Raw genomic sequence first — 17612 nt, 5'->3', positions numbered from 1 at the left:
AATGCAAACAAATAGATGCTTAACTATTTTGTTTAAGCCAGCTCTGCTCTAAAATAGAGAAGATATTTTATCATATCAGGAAAAATATCATGTCGGGTCTCTTGTTTGTCGTTTCTGCAGCTTCAGGAACAGGCAAAACATCCCTTGTTAAAGCCCTGCTTGAACGTGTTAACAATCTGCACGTTTCTGTTTCCCACACGACCCGTGGTCAACGTCCTGGCGAACTGGACGGCGTTCATTACCATTTCACCCAGAAACAGGATTTTATCGACCTGGTGCAACAAGGCGGTTTTATTGAATATGCCGAAGTCTTTGGCAATTATTATGGAACAGCCCAAGCCACGGTCAAAGAGCAACTGGCCAAAGGTCACGATGTCCTGCTGGAAATTGACTGGCAAGGTGCGCAGCAGGTGCGCAAACTTTTTCCTGAATCGAAACAGATTTTTATTTTACCGCCAAGCCAGTTTGACTTGCGTCAACGCCTGTCCAATCGCGGCACCGATGCTGTCGATGTGATTGAACATCGCTTAAGCTGTGCAGTAGAAGATATGCAGCAATATGTCAACTTTGACTATGTGATTATCAATGATGACTTCAATAAAGCGCTGCATGATTTAGAAGCCGTGATTATTGCCAACCGCCTGGTGTTAAGCCAGCAGACCAATCGTCATCAGGAGCTAATCCAGAAGCTGATTACCCCTACAGCACCCTGATTAAAACTTGAGTCTTCAGGCAAAGCACCTTATACTGCACAGTCTGTTTAAATTTACCATTCAAACGAGAACTCTTATGGCACGCGTCACCGTTGAAGATTGTTTAGACCATGTAGACAACCGCTTTGAGCTTGTACTAGTGGCAAGCAAACGCGCGCGTCAATTGGCACGTCAAGGAATTGAACCTACCGTTGAGTGGGACAACGACAAACCTACCGTTGTTGCTTTACGTGAAATTGCAGAAGGCCACGTTTCTAAAGACATTTTGAAACAACGCGATCAGGACTACCAAGCCTCTAGCCTTGACCTTGCACTTTCAGCAAATAACTTGAATTTAGATGGTTTTTCTTTCCAATAAGAAAATACATCCTGAAAAAGCCTAGTTTTTTACTAGGCTTTTTTATTATTTGAACTTTAATATTTGCGCAATAACCGTTATAACATAAGCATCGGAACTCGTAATTACAACGAGCTTTTATTTCGATATTTTCGGTGAAAAAAATTGACAAGTCATGCAATATGTTTTTCATTAGAAGATCAGTTTTTGTGATTGTTACGAGCATTGTAGTTAAAGGTGGTATATGCCAGGCGCAGAGGTCAGCCAAGCCAAACAGCAACTAAATATGATTATCGACGCTTACTTGAGTGAAAGCGATAGCGAGCGCGTGCTTGCGGCCTGTGACTATGCCGATCTGGCGCATGATGGCGTAACCCGTAAAAGCGGCGAGCCTTATATTCTGCATCCGATTGCGGTCAGCTGCATTCTGGCGCATATGCGTCTGGATGCCGAAACCCTGATGGCGGCGCTGCTGCATGATGTGATTGAAGATACCGAATTTAGCAAAGAAGATATTACCGAAAAATTTGGCCGGACCGTGGCCGAACTGGTCGATGGCGTGACCAAACTCAGCCATTCCAGCGATAAAGAATACAATAAAGCCGCGTCCTTCCGTAAAATCCTGCAAGCGACCCTGCAAGACCCGCGTGTGATCATTATTAAACTGGCTGACCGCTATCACAATATGACCACGCTGGATGCCTTGCGTCCAGATAAACGCGCCCGCATTGCCCAGGAAACCTTTGATATTTTTGTGCCGATGGCGCGTATTGTCGGTATGAATGAAATGGCCGACAACCTGGAACATCTATGCTACCAGAATCTTGACCTAGATATGTTCAACAATGTTCAGGCCGCCCTGCTAGAAACCAAGCCGAAACGCTGTGAATATCAGGCCAAATGGGAAAAGAACCTGGCCGAGCTACTGCAATATCATCAAATTAGCGGCCGGATTAAAAAGAAAAATAACAATATCGAACTGCTCCGTTATTTTGTTAAAAACGACATCGACCTGCAAGAGCTGACCCACAGCCACGCCTTTGAAATTATTCTGCAAAGCATTGCCGACTGTGACCGCTTAGCCGATATTTTACGTGAACATTTTCAGGTGCTGCATTTTGCCGATCATATTCGCCGTCCCTTACCAGGTGGCAACCAGTCACTGATGCTGCGCCTGAAAGGTGAAGAAACCACCTTATCCTTAACCATTCAAACCGAGCTGATGCGTAAAGCCGCGCGTTTTGGTGTGGTTCTCGGTGAAAATGCACCACAAGCCTGTCGCTCGGCGATTCAGGCCTCGATGCAAAACCTGAACGTGCTGATTGATGGCGCCTGTGCCAAAACCACCTTTAGCGAGCTGCTGGATTATCTGCATCAGGAAAAAATCTGGGTTTATACTCCGCATGGCCATCTGCATGAATTACCGCAAGGCGCTACCGCAGTTGATTTTGCCTATTCGGCCAGCCTGTTCCTCGGTAACCATGCGGTCGGTGCGAAAATTAATGGAGAAATCAAACCGCTCTCTACTCCGCTGACCAGCGGCCAGGTGGTGGAAGTGATTACCGATGTTTTAGCGACACCAAACCCGGACTGGCTCAGCTTTATTAATACCCAGAAAGCGCGCCGTGCCCTGCAAAACATTCTGCGTGATCAGGATATTGACGAGCAGCGTCTGGTCGGTGAGCAGGCCCTTAACCGTGCCTTAAAACTGTTTAACTGTTCGATTAAAGATTTAACTGAAGACGACTGGATTAACCTGTTGCAATGGCGTCATATCGACAGTAAAGAACGCCTGTTCGAACAGATTGCAGTCGGTGACCTGTTACCACAACTGGTGGCCAACCATCTTTATTCACAGGACAGCAGCTCGGAAGTTTCGGATCGTCTGATTCAGGGCACCGAAGGCATTGATGTTAAATATGCGCATTGCTGTAATCCGGTACTTGGTGATCCGATTCAGGGCCATTTATCCCGCCGGGGTTTAATTGTGCATCGTGCGCGTTGCCATAACCTGCTGCATGAACAGCATCTGCATCCGGAAAATATCATGCCGCTACAGTGGAACTCGGATGACGTCGATGACGTCAGTTTCACCGCCTATTTATGCATTGATATTGAAATGAATGATGAGCAGATTTCTGACCTGATCTATCAATGCCGTAAAGCCAAGACCGGGGTGGAAATGGTCCGTAGCCACGATGCCAAGACCTATGTCAATATTGTGGTAAATAACCGTAAACAGATTGCCCAGATTATTCGCGACCTGCGTATGCATTTCGGTTTCCCGCGGATTATCCGTCTGGAACTGCCACCCAATATTGCCGAAACATCCAAAGCCTGTTAATCATGATACGATAGTCCCGGGCCTGCCCGGCTATCGTTTATGCTGTCCATACTTATAAAAGGAGAAATCGATGTCCCGCCAAGTGATCCATACTGAAAATGCGCCTGCTGCCATTGGTACATACTCTCAAGCCATTTTAGTTGGCAATACCGTGTACCTGTCAGGACAGATTGGCCTTGATCCTTACAGCATGGAACTGGTTGAAGGCATTGAAGCACAAATCCGCCGTGTTTTTGACAACCTGAAAGCCGTTTGTGAAGCCGCAGGTGGCACGCTGGCTGATATTGCCAAACTCAATATCTACCTGACCGATTTATCCAATTTCCAGTTGGTGAACCAGATTATGGGTGAATATTTTGCCCAGCCATATCCAGCACGTGCCGCTTTAGGTGTGGCCAGCCTGCCAAAAGGTGCACTGGTTGAAATGGATGGCGTAGTAATTATTAATCAATAACTTAGCTGTACAAAAAAGATACCATCGATAAGATGGTATTTTTTTATTCAAAAACCCAATCACAACAAATGAATTTTCAAATGATTTTTATTGACAAACGATAATAATTATCAATAATAACACTTATCTTATTTAATTCTTCATGGTTGTATCAATGTACGTTTGCTTGTGCCGTGGTATTACAGATCAAGACATTAAAGACGCCGTAGCGAATGGTGCTGAAAGCTATCGTGAAATTCGTGACCTGCTGGATCTGGGAACCTGCTGTGGCCGCTGTGCCCCTGAAGCACGTGCCATTATTAGCGATGAGGTGGCCGAACTTGCTGGCCGTCTCGCAGTAGCTGCCTAATTCCAATAAGAATAAATCCTTCGGTCCGTGGGCCGACTCTCCTCCCCCGCTTCTGACTCAGGCGGGTTTTTATTGCCTGACCGGGCATTGCTGCCGAATCGCATTGATGACGATTTTCATTTGCCGTTCAATAAATTACTCGCCATCCTGCATCATCTTGTTTAAGATAAAGCTCTAGATTGCCTTAAAACTGTTTAGGGCAGAAATTGTGAGATGGAGTAGTGCAATGAAAGGCAATCGTGAGGTGATTAATCAGCTGAATCAGGTGCTGTATCATCATTTAACCGCTATTAACCAGTATTTTTTACATTCGCGCATGTTTAATGACTGGGGCATTGAGCAACTCGGTTCGGCGGAATATAAAGAATCAATTCGTCAAATGAAACATGCCGATAAAATTATCGAGCGGATTTTATTTCTAGAAGGTCTGCCGAATCTGCAACATTTGGGCAAACTGTATATTGGTCAACACACCGTTGAAGTGCTGAACTGTGATGTCCGTAAAGTCAAAGAAAATATTGAAGCCATTCAGAAAGCCGTCGTTTTGGCTGAACAGGAAATGGATTATGTAACCCGCGATCTGGTTCAGGAAATTCTGGAAAAAGAAGAAGAATATCTGGACTGGGCAACCACGCAACTGGATTTAACTGAATCTGTCGGTATTGAAAACTATATTCAAAGTCAGCTCTAAGCTCAATTAAAAAGATTAACTGCATAAAAAAGACCGGAAGTCCGGTCTTTTTTATGGATTGAGCAATGTGCTTCAAATCCCAAACAGCAGCCTTAAAAATCAGAAGATAATTTACGGCTCTTTGCTGATTTCTGCCCCATCCAGCAGGCTGTCATAATCCACCTCGACCTTGCGCAAAGTCTTTAACAGCTCCAACTGCTGTTTGGCTTCGGCTTCATAGCCATTAAATGCCAGCACCCGGGCATATTTAAGTAGGTCATACTGGGTTGGATAATTCAATACAATCTCATGAATCTGCTGTAATTGCTCCGGGCTTTGCTGGCTATACGGATTCAGACGAATCCAGGCAATGCGGCGGTTAAACTCCTCGAGCAGATAAATCTGATCCTGATTGGTGATTTTTTCCGGTGTCTTTTCATAACGCACCGATTGATTTAGCTTTGGCACCATCACTTCATAATCACGATAAATTAGCAGCAGCAGGACTAAGCCCACGCCAAAGCCAACGCGCATGAATATTGGCGATAACTGCACGCCAGCACCTAGACGTTGTGATTGTACAATCCCCAAGATAAAACCGGTGGGGAGCAGAAAATAAGCATAGTTCTGCGGGAATTCCAGCATGGCATGAATCAGGAAGGCACCGAGCATCAACAGGCCAATCACCGAAATAGTTGAATTCACCTGCCGATGCAGCTGATAACCCCAATAGGCCAGATAAGCCAACAATGGCAGGCCAATCAGCAGACCATTCCAGAGCAGTAGATCGAGTACGACATTGTGGGCGCTACGAATCCATACCGGTCCCTGGAAAAATTCACTAATCGTCGTGTAAGCGACACTAGTCTGATGCCAGCCATAACCAAACCAGGGCTGATGACCTATTGCATGCAGCATTTGCTCCCAGATTGCCAATCGTGACATATCACCGGTAGCGCGCTGTACCACATCACGAGACTGTACCGCTATATCTGTGCTTTGAGAGAGTAGCTGACTTACGGAAGGTGCAATAAAGATTAAACCGACAAAAGTGGCAAACCAGAGCGCGCTATAGAACCATTTCAGGCGGATATAGCCTTGATATTGCTGATAGCCAAGATAAGCCAGAATACACAGCGAGGCGACCCAAGAGGTCCGCGATTGACTTAGCACCACCCCGCTTAAGATGACCAAACCAGTTGCAACCAAAAGTGCTGTTTTCAGTTTCTGTTTTTCATACAGATATAAACAGGCCATTAAGGACATGACCAGAAAGGTCGCCATATTATTTGGCTGGGCAAAGTTGGCATAGGGACGCTGGCCGGTACGAATATCGACCATAAACGGGAAATACTGGTCGATGGTCAGCCATTGGCATATGGCCATAAGACCGGTTAGGGTGCCGACACCTAAAAAGACAAAACTTAAACCTGTAAATATTTTTTCTCGCTGCGCAGCATCTACGGTCAGGTTATAACCCAATACAATCGCCAGCCAAAAACCAAAGATATACAGGCTGCTAAATAGGGCTTTATCAAAAAAGAATAGCAAACCACAAGCCCATTGGATAAATGGGACAGCGGCTAAGGCCAGCAAAGGCAGGCTTATTTTTGGAAGAGTCAGTTTTTCTTTTAGGAAAATAGCCGCCAAAGCGAATAGTGCAAAAAAGGCATAAAGTTCGCCTGTATAGGTAACCCACGGACGGTAGTGAATGGGCAATAGCCATGCTAGGGAGATGAAGATACCGGCTAGAAGCAAGAGGAAGAATTTCATGCTGCAAGAGTTGAGAAAAAGATGAGCTATGATAATCAAAAAAGCAGCTGAGAAAGCCACTATTTAATTATTTAGCGATTGTAATTTTGCAGTGATATTAATATTTCTAATGAACTTCTCCCTTATTCTAGAAACAATAAAAAAACTAAAAAACTGACAATTTACGTCAGTTCCTTACATATATTTACATGAAAAAAATTTTACTCTAATTTATATATAAGCAAAGTATTGATTTCTTGTAGAATAAGTCGCTAACATAGTTTGGCATAGTTTGTGCAAACTATAAATTAGCTTACAAAGCTTATAATTAAATTAACAAAACATTTGTGGAGAATGTTATGAACGCTCAAAAAGGCTTTACATTAATCGAGCTGATGATTGTGGTCGCTATTATCGGTATTTTGGCTGCAATTGCGATTCCTGCTTATCAAAACTACACTAAACGTGCTGTTGATCAATCTTGTCTAACTTCAACTAAAAATTATACAAGCCAATTTATTCTTTGGGAAAATGATCCCGATGAAGTAACAGCGCAACCTGCTGTTGCAAACTTTAATATTGCTGGAAAATGTACAATTAATGAAGCAGCAGCAGGGGCTACAACAATCACAGCAGCTATCAACAAAGGTAATTCTACAGGTGTATCTTGTACAGTTGCTACAGGTAAATGTGTTTTAACTGGTGGTGCAGGTGCAGGTGAAGGTGAAGGTGAAGGTGAAGGTGAAGGTGAAGGTGAATAATCATTAAATTTTTAAAAACGCATCTTTATAGATGCGTTTTTTAAACTTAAAATTCCCTAATAACAGCGAATTACAATTTTTTCATAATCTTTTTTAACTGCTCATAATCATTTTTAACCACTTTAGTTTCATTTTTTGCTTTTTCAACCTAATGTGTAAGTGAAAGGATTTTGCCCTACTTGCTGTGCAGCCTACTCAATCGCTTCTACCAGTGAAATATAACAGCTTTTCTTAATCGAACCACATTTACATCCAGCCTCCAGTACCACTGTATCACTATTAATGGCAAAGACCTTTGCTAAAAGCGCTTCATTTATTGGCTTTTAAGTGCTCTAAAATCGTATACAGTTCACTCGAACACAGTAAATTAATTTATAAAATCACCCCAATATAATCGGTTTATTCCCCAATTCATTCTTTAAATCATCTATTTTGCGATCGTAGTACTGATCTAGTACTTCTCCAATCTGCTTCACACCCTCAATGACACCTTCTTTAAACTTCTGCTGAGCCAGATTTCGAATAACGCTTTGGCAGACTTCATCCCAGACCTGCTGCTCGGTAGCATGCTTAATGCCCCGATCAATCACAATCTCGACTTTACGCTCACACAAGTTTAAATACAGCAGTACACCACTGTTATATTCCGTATCCCAAACACCCAGCTCAGCAAACAGCTGCCGTGCGCGGGTACGCGCATCCTGATAATAAGCCAAACGCGAAGGCAGACAGCCCTCAATCACGACCTGAATTTCGCCAATATGGCCATGCTCGGCTTCTGTGACCGCTTGCGCAATTGCATACTGATCCTGCTGGTTAAAAAAGCGTTTGGTGGCCGGCATATAAAAAAAGTGCTTAAACCAGCGCTTTAAACTGGGTTGGCTCAGCTCCTGAGTTTTCGGCTGGGTAATTATTTCAGTTGTATCTGTTGTGGTTACCATGATCCTGATGCTCCTCCCCCGCCGAAGCCGCCGCCTCCGCCGCTATATCCACCGCCACCACCAAAGCCGCCGCCTCCACCGCCACGACCGGCCGAGGCCAGGAAAATATGAAAAATCGCTTGGGCCAGTGCGGTAATGAGTAAAAAGAAAATCCCAAGTCCCATCAACAGACTGGTAAATATACCCACACCATTGACCAGCCCCGCTACAGTAGCCGCCACCGCAGCGGTTGAGGCGCTGAGACGTTTACCGACAATATAAGAGCCAATCACCCCGGCAATTAAAATAAAAATTACTGTATTAAAAGTTTTTTCCCGTGCCTGCTGCTCACGTAAGGCCTGTTGCTGGCGTTCTTGCAGCTCTTTGGCAGCATTAGCCGCTACTTCCGGGTCCATATTCAAAATACGTTCAATTTCGGCCAGACCGGCTTCAATACCGCTGGCATATTGCGCCTGTTTAAAATATGGCGTGATCTGGTTGTTGATAATCCGGCCCAGCACAATATCGGGTAATACCCCTTCCAAACCATAACCGGTCAGAATCTGAATACGGCGATCATTCACCGCAATTGCAATTAGCAAGCCATTGTCATATTTGGCCGAGCCCAACTGCCAGCGTTCTGCAACGCGCATGGCAAAATCAAAAATATCCTCCTGACCGGTGGTCGGGACAATCACCACCCCAATTTGTGCTTTACCCTGCTGATGCAGCGCTAAAATCCGCTGGCTAATCGCCTGTTTCTGCGCTGCACTCAGTAAATTGGCCTGATCAATTACTGGTTCATTTAAAGTCGGTAAGCCACGGATGGACTCACCTTCTGCCATATCATTGGCAATCACCGGTTGTTCAACACTTGCCTCGGATGCAGCGGTTGCCTGACTCTGATGACGAGCATTGGCCGCACGTTGCTGTTCCTGAATGATACGCGCTGCCGCCAGATCATCTGCCGAACCAGTGGCAGCGGTGTCCGCCAGACTGAGTGAACTGAGCAATAGCGCACAGCACAACAGCAGGCTGTGCAGTATCCACCGGATGAGAGCAGTAATTGAATCAGGCATGATCCGCGGCTCCTTGGGGCGTGGGATTATTCAAACGACACGGTTGGTGCAGTTTGTGCGTTTTGATCGGCACTAAAGTTTGGCTTGGTGTCCATACCAATCACTTTTGCAGTCATCACCTGCGGGAACTGGCGTGAATAGGCATTAAAGTCCTGCACTGTGGTGATATAACGATTACGTGCCACCGCAATACGGTTTTCGGTGCCCTCAAGCTGTACCTGCAAATCCCGGAACTGCTGATTGGCTTTTAAATCCGGATAATTTTCTGATACCGCGATTAAACGCGATAACGCGCCGGTCATTTGCGCTTGCGCTTCCTGATAGCGCTGGAACAGTGCCGGATCTTCCAGCACCGCCTGATCGACTTTTAAGCCGGCCACATTGGCACGTGCCTGGGTCACTTCAGTCAGCACCTGCTCTTCATGCGCGGCATAGCCTTTCACCACATTGACCAGGTTCGGCACCAGATCGGCACGGCGCTGATACTGGTTTTGTACTTCCGACCAGGCAGCGGTCACAGCTTCATCTTTGACCTGCAAGGTGTTATAGCCACAGCCACTCAGGGTCAAGCTGCTGCTGAGTGCCAGCATCAGCAGTGTTTTTTTCATTAAGTTCATGCCTTATCCTCTAATTATTTATTTGTATTTGTTCAATAATTTGATTCTAACGGTATTTTAGCCCAGTTTTGTTAATTTTATTTATCACTTGGAAAACATACACGCATGAAAAAACCAGACACATAATCGGCCTGGTTTCGATTAGTTATCCAACATCTGTTTGAATTAACTGAGTAATTGTGGCTGTTGTTCCTGCTGGAAACCTTCAACCTGATACTGCGTTGCCATGCGCTGCTTCCAGTATCTAAGGCTGCGACTGTAATTGATTTTGGCCGGATGGAAATCTTTCCGGTAATAAGACAGATATTCCGGCAATAGCTGCAGCAGCATTTTCGCCAGCAAATACAGGCCAAACAGATTACCGCAGATTTTCGGCATACTGTTTTTCTTGTCCTGTAAAAACAGCTGTGAAGCGCTATAAAAAGTCAGACTGGCAAAACCGGCAGTCACACTGCGCATGATCATACGGCGCAGGCGATGATCGGCATACACATGCTGATATACCTCAAACGCCACCGCTCGATGTTCAATTTCTTCAATCGCATGCCAGATCCACAGCTTGGCCGCATCATCATCCAGCGTACTCAACACTTCCGGATGACGCAGGATATAACCGCCCAGTAGCGCAGTAAAATGTTCAAAGGCACAGGTAATCGCCAGTTGCACTTTGGGTGGCAGACTTTTGACATGATGATCTTTACGCGCCAGCCAGGCCTGAAAACGATCCAGCTGATAATCATCACGGCGCCAGGCGTTGTTAAATTCACTATGCGCCTTGGAATGCATCGCCTCTTGCCCGATAAATGCAGCAATTTGTGCCTGCAACTGCGGATCCTGAACCTGATCGCGTACATTGCGCACGCTATGCACAAAAAACTGCTCACCAATGGGAAAAGTGGAAGATAAGGCGGTAAGCAGATGCGACATCACCGGCGAATTGGCAAAATAATGCCGGCGGATGGCATGAGGATTAAATTTGAGCCGGCGAACCGTGATCCCAATGGCTTTCGGACGATGAAGATAAGATTTTTCTGCCGTCACTTGCGTCATGGTTACTGACCTTTCTTGTTTTGGAGACGCTCAGTATGTGAACAAAATCACTTTTCCCCTATGGCAAAAAGACCGATTCAATTTGCAAAAAACTTCAAAATGACCTGTTGCATAAAGTGTGTTTACAGCGAATTTGCTAGCAGCCCTTGTCTCTTTTTCATCTTCACCTACCGATTCTAAAACCAAAGTGATTAAAAAACCCGCTCTAAAAGCGGGCTTCTTGAATGAATTCAGCGTGAATCAGACATCCAGATAATCCAGAATGCCTTCTGCTGCCTGACGACCTTCCCAGATTGCAGTCACGACTAAATCAGAGCCACGCACCATATCACCACCGGCGAAAATTTTCGGGTTTGAAGTCTGGAATTTAAATTCCTGCTGTTCTGCAGCCACGACACGACCTGAACCATCCAGGTTGATGTTCACATCGGCAAACCAGTCGGCTGGGCTGGTACGGAAACCAAAGGCCAACAATACTGCATCTGCCGGCAGAATTTCTTCTGAACCCGGAATTGGTTCAGGGCTGCGACGGCCACGGCTGTCTGGTTCACCCAGTTGAGTGGTCACCACTTTTACCCCCGTAACTTTGCCATTTTCACCCACAATTTCAATTGGCTGACGGTTAAACTGGAATTCCACGCCTTCTTCACGCGCATTGGTCACTTCACGACGTGAACCCGGCATATTGGCTTCATCACGGCGATAGGCACAGGTCACCGACTCGGCACCCTGACGGATTGAGGTGCGGTTACAGTCCATCGCGGTATCACCACCACCCAGGACAATCACTTTTTTGCCTTCGACTGAGATGTATTCCGATGGATCTTTTTCCCAACCCTGACAACGGTTGACGTTGGCAATCAGGAAATCCAGTGCATCATACACACCATCTAGGTCTTCACCGGCAAAACCACCTTTCATATAGGTATAAGTACCCATGCCCATGAAGACAGCATCATAATCAGCCAGTAACTGGTCAATGGTGACATCTGTACCAATTTCGGTATTTAAACGGAATTCTACGCCCATACCGGTGAAAATTTCACGGCGGCGTTTCATCACATCTTTTTCCATCTTGAATTCTGGAATACCAAAAGTCAGCAGACCACCAATTTCCGGACGCTTGTCAAACACCACCGGTTTTACACCATTACGCACCAGAATATCGGCACAACCCAGACCTGCCGGGCCCGCACCAATAATCGCGACTTTTTTATCGGTCCATTTGACATGCGACATGTCTGGACGCCAGCCCAGCGCAAATGCAGTATCATTGATGTATTTTTCTGCATTTCCGATGGTCACGGCACCAAAGCCATCATTTAAGGTACAGGCACCTTCACACAAACGGTCTTGCGGACAAACGCGGCCACAGACTTCTGGCAAGGTATTGGTCTGATGGCACAGTTCTGCCGCCTGGAAAATACGGCCTTCTGAAACCAGTTTTAACCAGTTTGGAATGTAGTTATGTACCGGACACTTCCATTCACAGTACGGGTTACCACAGCCTAAACAGCGATGGGTCTGGTTGGTCGCCACTTCTGCGGTAAATGGCTTATAAATTTCCACAAACTCAGATTTGCGGACGTCAATCTCTTTTTTCTCTGGGTCTTGGCGTGCAACATCCAGGAATTGAAAGTCATTACTTAGGCGTTCTGCCATGTCTTTACTCCGTGGCTAGATGCAAGGGATTCACAGTTGCCTTGCATCTGGCTTCATTTCTGCAGTCGTGGAATTATTGAGGATCAGCTTGAGTTGTCTTTAACAAAGTCAGCAAGTTGGCTGCTTTTGGTTTTACCAGCCAGAACTTGCGGCTGTAGTAATCAAACTCATGGCGGATCTTGTACGCCCAGGCACTACCCGTTTCTTGAATATGCTCATCTAAGATACGTGACAAGAACTCTTTGTGTTCTTCCATCGACTCTGTAGAAATACGGTTTAACTCGATCAGCTCATGGTTGTAATGGTCAACGAAGTCATTGTCCAAATCAAGTACATAAGCAAAACCACCTGTCATCCCGGCACCAAAGTTGTGTCCGACTTTACCCAGCACGGTCACGATACCACCGGTCATGTATTCACAGCAGTGATCGCCTGCGCCTTCAATCACAGCAAAGGCACCCGAGTTACGCACCGCGAAACGCTCACCTGCAGTTCCGGCTGCAAACAGTTTACCGCCAGTGGCACCGTACAGACAGGTGTTCCCAATAATCGCGGTATTCTGAGTCTGGAACGGCGAACCTTTTGGCGGGAAGATCGACAGACGACCACCAGCCATACCTTTACCGACGTAATCGTTGGCATCGCCTTCCAGCTTGATGTGTAAACCACCAGCATTCCAGACACCCAGCGATTGACCTGCGGTACCGGTCAGGTTCATTTTCACCGGATGGGCTTCCATACCGAGGTTGCCATAACGGCGGGCAATTTCACCGGAAATACGCGCACCGATTGAACGGTCACAGTTGCCAATGGTGTAATTAAATTCACCACCGGTACCGGCTTCAATGGCTGGCAGCATCTCGCTAACCATCTGCTCAGCCAATACGCCTTTATCGAACGGCTCATTGCCCTGTACTTCACAGTACTGCGCCTTCCCTTCCGCGGCAGGATGCGATTCCAGCAAGGCACTTAAATCCAGATGGGCATGCTTGTCGGTTTCACCCGGCAGGATTTCCAGCAAGTCTGTACGACCAATCAGGTCTTTCAGACTGGATACACCCAGCGCCGCCAGCCATTCACGGGTTTCTTCAGCAATAAAGGTGAAGAAGTTGATCAGCATTTGCGGTTCACCAATATAGTGTTCCTGACGCAAGTGATCCTGCTGCGTCGCTACACCGGTCGCACAGTTGTTCAGGTGACAGATGCGCAGGTATTTACAACCTAAAGCAATCATTGGGGTAGAACCAAAACCGAAGCTTTCAGCACCGAGGATGGCCGCTTTCACCACGTCCAGACCGGTTTTTAAACCACCATCGGTTTGTACGCGAACTTTACCACGCAGGTCATTCACACGCAGTGCCTGATGTGCTTCAGACAGACCGAGCTCCCACGGAGAACCGGCATGGTGAATAGAAGAAAGTGGCGAAGCCGCTGTACCGCCATCATAACCAGAAATGGTAATGAAATCGGCATACGCTTTCGCAACACCGGCCGCAATCGTGCCGACACCTGGCTCAGAAACAAGTTTCACCGACACCATCGCCTGTGGGTTCACCTGTTTTAAATCGAAGATCAACTGTGATAAATCTTCAATCGAGTAAATGTCGTGATGCGGCGGCGGCGAAATTAAGGTTACGCCCGGTACAGAGTAACGTAAACGTGCAATGAGTCCGTTGACTTTACCGCCCGGCAACTGGCCACCTTCACCTGGTTTTGCACCTTGCGCGACTTTAATCTGGAGGACTTCTGCTGAAGTTAAGTAAGCAGGCGTCACACCAAAACGGCCCGATGCAATTTGTTTGATTTTCGAGTTACGGATGGTGCCGTAACGCGCTGGATCTTCACCGCCCTCACCCGAGTTCGAACGACCACCAATCGTGTTCATGGCAATCGCAATTGCTTCGTGCGCTTCAGGTGATAACGCCCCTAAAGACATCCCGGCAGAGTCGAAGCGCGGTAAAATCTCTTCAACCGATTCCACCTGTTCCAGTGGAATCGAATTGTCTGTTTTCAGTTTGAATAAATCACGAATGGTCGCGATTGGACGGTTATTCACAATCTCGGCGTATTCTTTGAAATCGGCATAATTGCCTGAACGTACCGCCTTGTGTAAGGAGTTGATCACATCCGGGTTAAAGGCATGATATTCCTTGCCAAATACGAATTTCAGCAAACCGCCCTGATCAATTGGCTTACGCGCTTTCCACGCGGTATCGGCCAGTTTTTTCTGGTCATTTTCCAGATCAACAAAAGTCGCGCCCTGAATACGGCTTGGTACACCGCTAAAGCAGGTATTCACTACTTCGGCAGATAAACCGACCGCTTCAAACAGCTGACCGCCACGATACGAAGCAACGGTTGAAATACCCATTTTTGACAGGACTTTCAGCAGGCCTTTTTCAATCCCTTTACGGAAGTTCGATTGTGCATAGACCGGATCACCGAGCAATTCACCTTTAGCGACCAGATCATTGATCACATCATAAGCCAGATATGGATAGATCGCGGTTGCACCAAAACCAAGCAACACTGCAAATTGATGCGGATCACGGGCAAAACCGGTTTCCACAATCAGGTTGGCATCGGTACGCAAACCGGTATTAATCAGGTGGTGATGCACCGCACCAGTCACCATCACTGCATTGGCCGGCAGATAGCCTTCACGGATTTTCTTGTCGGAAAGCACCAGCAAGGTTTTGCCATCACGAATCGCTTGCGCAGACTGCTCGCAAATACGCGTGATTGCCGCTTCCAGACCTTCTGTTTCAGCATAGTTCAGGTCGATATCGGCAATTTCATAGCCTTTACGTCCTAAAGTACGAATCTGGTGCATTTTCGAGTTTGACAGCACCGGGCTGGAAATGATCAGACGATCAGCATGTTCCGGTCCCTGTTCAAATACGTTTTGCTCACGGCCCAGACAGGTTTCCAGTGACATCACAATTGATTCACGTAACGGGTCGATTGGCGGGTTAGTGACCTGCGCAAACTGCTGACGGAAATAGTCCGATACATGACGCACCTGACGCGACAACACGGCCATTGGGGTATCATCGCCCATCGAGCCAACGGCTTCCTGACCGCTTTCTGCAATTGGACGCAGCAACTGGTCACGCTCTTCAAAAGTGACCATAAACATTTTCTGTGCCGCTTTCAGGCCATCGCCTTTTAAGCCCTGATCACATAAATATTCTTCTAATTCCGGGCTGCCTTGAACGCGAATTGAATTTTCACGTAACCATTCACGATAAGGACGCATTTTTTTCAGATGCTGGTTTACATTACTGGTGTCCAGCACTTTGCCGGTCATGGTATCGACCACCAGAATCTGACCCGGACCGACACGGCCTTTCGACACCACCTCTTCCGGTTCATAACCCCAAACCCCAATTTCAGAAGCCAAGGTGATGTAACCATTTTTGGTGATGACCCAGCGTGCCGGACGTAAACCGTTACGGTCCAACATACAGATGGCATGACGACCATCCTGAATCACCAGACCTGCCGGACCATCCCAGGCTTCCATGTGTTTCGAGTTAAATTCATAGAAGGCACGCAGGTCTGCATCCAGGGTTTCCACGTTCTGCCAGGCTGGTGGTACCAGCATACGCAGCGCACGGAACAGATCCATACCGCCACCCACCAGAATTTCCAGCATATTGTCCAGGCTGGATGAATCTGAACCGGTACGGTTCACAATTGGATTCAGCTCGGTTAAGCCCGGCAACAACGGGTTTTCAAATTTAGGGGTACGTGCCAGCGCCCAGTTACGGTTTGCAGTAATGGTGTTAATTTCACCATTGTGCGCCAGATAACGGAATGGCTGCGCCAGCGGCCAGCGCGGCAAGGTATTGGTCGAGAAACGCTGGTGGAATACCACAATATGGGACGCTAAACGCTCATCAGCCAGGTCGGTATAGAAGTCAGCAATCGCAGCTGGCATCATCAGACCTTTATAGCTGATCACAGTTGAACATAAAGTGGTCACATAGAAATACGGATCATTGCTGAGTTGCTGCTCGGCACGGCGACGCGCCAAAAATAATTTACGGTTAAATTCAACTTCAGTCACGCCAATCGGGCAGTTCACGATGACCTGTTCAAAGGCAGGCAAAGACTGCATGGCAATTGAGCCTAAGGCATCGTTATTGGTTGGCACTACACGCCAGGCAATGACTTTACAGCCTTCTGCTTCAATTTCTTTGGTCAATGTCTGTTTGGCATGCGCAGCTAAGGCCGGATCGAGGCTCAGGAAAATGGTGCCCACAGCAAACACTTCACTTAAGGTAATGTCACTTAAGCGTTTGGCTTCTTCACGGAAGAACTGCTTTGGCATGGCAAGCAATAGACCGCAACCATCGCCCGTCTTGCCATCTGCGGCAATACCACCACGGTGGGTCATACAACTCAAACTATGAATGGCGGTCTTGACGAGATCATGGCTTGCATCACCCTGCATATGGGCGATTAAACCGAAACCACAGTTATCTTTAAACTCATCCGGTTGGTATAAACCTTGAGCGGGAGCTACAGTATTAGGCGATGGCATGTGCATAGCGTACCCTTCTTTCAACGCGCCCTTGCTGGGCATTAACAATCTACTTTCTTTTGCGACCTGGTCCGACTGACTTAGCTTAAGATCCATGTTGAGCAAGTTCATTTCTCCTGGCTCTGATCTTGAGTGATCAAGATGACAAGCTGAGGAAAACCGTGACTGCCTTTACGCACTTAAATCAAGCATAAACATTTGACGATTTCGCACAATCATTGAATCTTTCTTGCTCCAAAATAGGGACATTAACTCAATTGATGCACCAATAATGCAAAAATGATGCCAACTTTATTGTGCTATTTTTAAATGACTTAATTTGGGCAAGTTTCAGTGAGAGCGGTGCGCTTTCAGG

At 46.6% G+C, this 17612-nt stretch carries 13 protein-coding genes and 1 pseudogene; 7 read left to right on the top strand and 7 right to left on the bottom strand.

The genetic code is table 11. The features are described 5' to 3' along the window. The first annotated feature begins 89 nt into the window (after nt 1-89). The 6 genes from gmk to bfr all read left to right on the top strand — a co-directional run bounded on the left by gmk (nt 90) and on the right by bfr (nt 4888). Complete coding sequence (gene gmk / locus FTU54_RS02805; protein WP_180074407.1) at nt 90-713, top strand: guanylate kinase; 624 nt, start codon at nt 90-92, stop codon at nt 711-713. 76 nt (nt 714-789) lie between these two features. Further along, a complete protein-coding gene (gene rpoZ / locus FTU54_RS02800; RefSeq protein WP_005013174.1) occupies nt 790-1071 on the top strand; it encodes a DNA-directed RNA polymerase subunit omega in 282 nt (93 codons plus the stop codon). A gap of 223 nt (nt 1072-1294) precedes the next feature. Beyond that, nucleotides 1295-3394 (top strand): bifunctional (p)ppGpp synthetase/guanosine-3',5'-bis(diphosphate) 3'-pyrophosphohydrolase, encoded by a 2100-nt coding sequence (locus FTU54_RS02795; RefSeq protein WP_075174935.1) that lies wholly within the window; start codon nt 1295-1297, stop codon nt 3392-3394. A 70-nt stretch (nt 3395-3464) separates the two neighbouring features. Beyond that, the gene (locus tag FTU54_RS02790; RefSeq protein ID WP_005180461.1) at nt 3465-3848 is read left to right on the top strand and encodes a RidA family protein; all 384 of its coding nucleotides are present in this window, start codon (nt 3465-3467) and stop codon (nt 3846-3848) included. Between the two features lie 154 nt (nt 3849-4002). Then, a complete protein-coding gene (locus tag FTU54_RS02785) occupies nt 4003-4197 on the top strand; it encodes a bacterioferritin-associated ferredoxin (protein ID WP_034597991.1) in 195 nt (64 codons plus the stop codon). 226 nt (nt 4198-4423) lie between these two features. Further along, nucleotides 4424-4888: a bacterioferritin gene (gene bfr / locus FTU54_RS02780; protein WP_005180468.1), complete on the top strand. Its 465-nt coding sequence runs from the start codon at nt 4424-4426 to the stop codon at nt 4886-4888. Between the two features lie 111 nt (nt 4889-4999). Here the strand turns inward: bfr and FTU54_RS02775 are convergent, their stop codons facing one another. Next, on the bottom strand, nt 5000-6640 hold the full coding sequence (locus FTU54_RS02775; RefSeq protein ID WP_180074406.1) for a PglL family O-oligosaccharyltransferase: 1641 nt from the start codon (nt 6638-6640) through the stop codon (nt 5000-5002). A gap of 338 nt (nt 6641-6978) precedes the next feature. Between FTU54_RS02775 and FTU54_RS02770 the strand changes: the two are divergent. Beyond that, a pseudogene (locus FTU54_RS02770) lies at nt 6979-7081 on the top strand (prepilin-type N-terminal cleavage/methylation domain-containing protein); the annotation flags it as partial. 679 nt (nt 7082-7760) lie between these two features. Here FTU54_RS02770 and FTU54_RS02765 read toward each other — a convergent pair. The 6 genes from FTU54_RS02765 to gltB all read right to left on the bottom strand — a co-directional run bounded on the left by FTU54_RS02765 (nt 7761) and on the right by gltB (nt 17257). Continuing rightward, entirely contained in the window at nt 7761-8321 is a 561-nt protein-coding gene (locus FTU54_RS02765) for a TPM domain-containing protein (protein ID WP_180074405.1), read from the bottom strand. Then, nucleotides 8315-9379, bottom strand: coding sequence for a YgcG family protein (locus FTU54_RS02760; RefSeq protein WP_180074404.1), 1065 nt, complete (start codon nt 9377-9379; stop codon nt 8315-8317). Before FTU54_RS02760 ends, FTU54_RS02765 begins: the two co-directional genes overlap by 7 nt. 26 nt (nt 9380-9405) lie before the next feature. Continuing rightward, entirely contained in the window at nt 9406-9996 is a 591-nt protein-coding gene (locus FTU54_RS02755) for a LemA family protein (protein ID WP_005180484.1), read from the bottom strand. A 165-nt stretch (nt 9997-10161) separates the two neighbouring features. Beyond that, on the bottom strand, nt 10162-11046 hold the full coding sequence (locus FTU54_RS02750) for a metal-dependent hydrolase (protein ID WP_180074403.1): 885 nt from the start codon (nt 11044-11046) through the stop codon (nt 10162-10164). A 240-nt stretch (nt 11047-11286) separates the two neighbouring features. Further along, nucleotides 11287-12708 (bottom strand): FAD-dependent oxidoreductase, encoded by a 1422-nt coding sequence (locus tag FTU54_RS02745; RefSeq protein ID WP_104483916.1) that lies wholly within the window; start codon nt 12706-12708, stop codon nt 11287-11289. 73 nt (nt 12709-12781) lie between these two features. After that, nucleotides 12782-17257, bottom strand: a complete 4476-nt coding sequence (gene gltB / locus FTU54_RS02740; protein WP_180074402.1) for a glutamate synthase large subunit — start codon at nt 17255-17257, stop codon at nt 12782-12784. Nucleotides 17258-17612 lie beyond the last annotated feature (355 nt).

Origin of the sequence: Acinetobacter sp. YH12116, from assembly GCF_013418895.1 — a bacterium.
GTDB lineage: Bacteria > Pseudomonadota > Gammaproteobacteria > Pseudomonadales > Moraxellaceae > Acinetobacter > Acinetobacter indicus.
The sequence above is the reverse complement of the archived record's forward strand: the minus strand, read 5'-3'. Positions and strand labels throughout refer to the sequence as shown.

Coding starts and splice junctions, on each gene's coding strand:
- gmk (WP_180074407.1), top strand. CDS start 90: ATGTCGGGTCTCTTGTTTGTCGTTTCTGCAGCTTCAGGAACAGGCAAA.
- rpoZ (WP_005013174.1), top strand. CDS start 790: ATGGCACGCGTCACCGTTGAAGATTGTTTAGACCATGTAGACAACCGC.
- FTU54_RS02795 (WP_075174935.1), top strand. CDS start 1,295: ATGCCAGGCGCAGAGGTCAGCCAAGCCAAACAGCAACTAAATATGATT.
- FTU54_RS02790 (WP_005180461.1), top strand. CDS start 3,465: ATGTCCCGCCAAGTGATCCATACTGAAAATGCGCCTGCTGCCATTGGT.
- FTU54_RS02785 (WP_034597991.1), top strand. CDS start 4,003: ATGTACGTTTGCTTGTGCCGTGGTATTACAGATCAAGACATTAAAGAC.
- bfr (WP_005180468.1), top strand. CDS start 4,424: ATGAAAGGCAATCGTGAGGTGATTAATCAGCTGAATCAGGTGCTGTAT.
- FTU54_RS02775 (WP_180074406.1), bottom strand. CDS start 6,640: ATGAAATTCTTCCTCTTGCTTCTAGCCGGTATCTTCATCTCCCTAGCA.
- FTU54_RS02765 (WP_180074405.1), bottom strand. CDS start 8,321: ATGGTAACCACAACAGATACAACTGAAATAATTACCCAGCCGAAAACT.
- FTU54_RS02760 (WP_180074404.1), bottom strand. CDS start 9,379: ATGCCTGATTCAATTACTGCTCTCATCCGGTGGATACTGCACAGCCTG.
- FTU54_RS02755 (WP_005180484.1), bottom strand. CDS start 9,996: ATGAACTTAATGAAAAAAACACTGCTGATGCTGGCACTCAGCAGCAGC.
- FTU54_RS02750 (WP_180074403.1), bottom strand. CDS start 11,046: ATGACGCAAGTGACGGCAGAAAAATCTTATCTTCATCGTCCGAAAGCC.
- FTU54_RS02745 (WP_104483916.1), bottom strand. CDS start 12,708: ATGGCAGAACGCCTAAGTAATGACTTTCAATTCCTGGATGTTGCACGC.
- gltB (WP_180074402.1), bottom strand. CDS start 17,257: ATGCCATCGCCTAATACTGTAGCTCCCGCTCAAGGTTTATACCAACCG.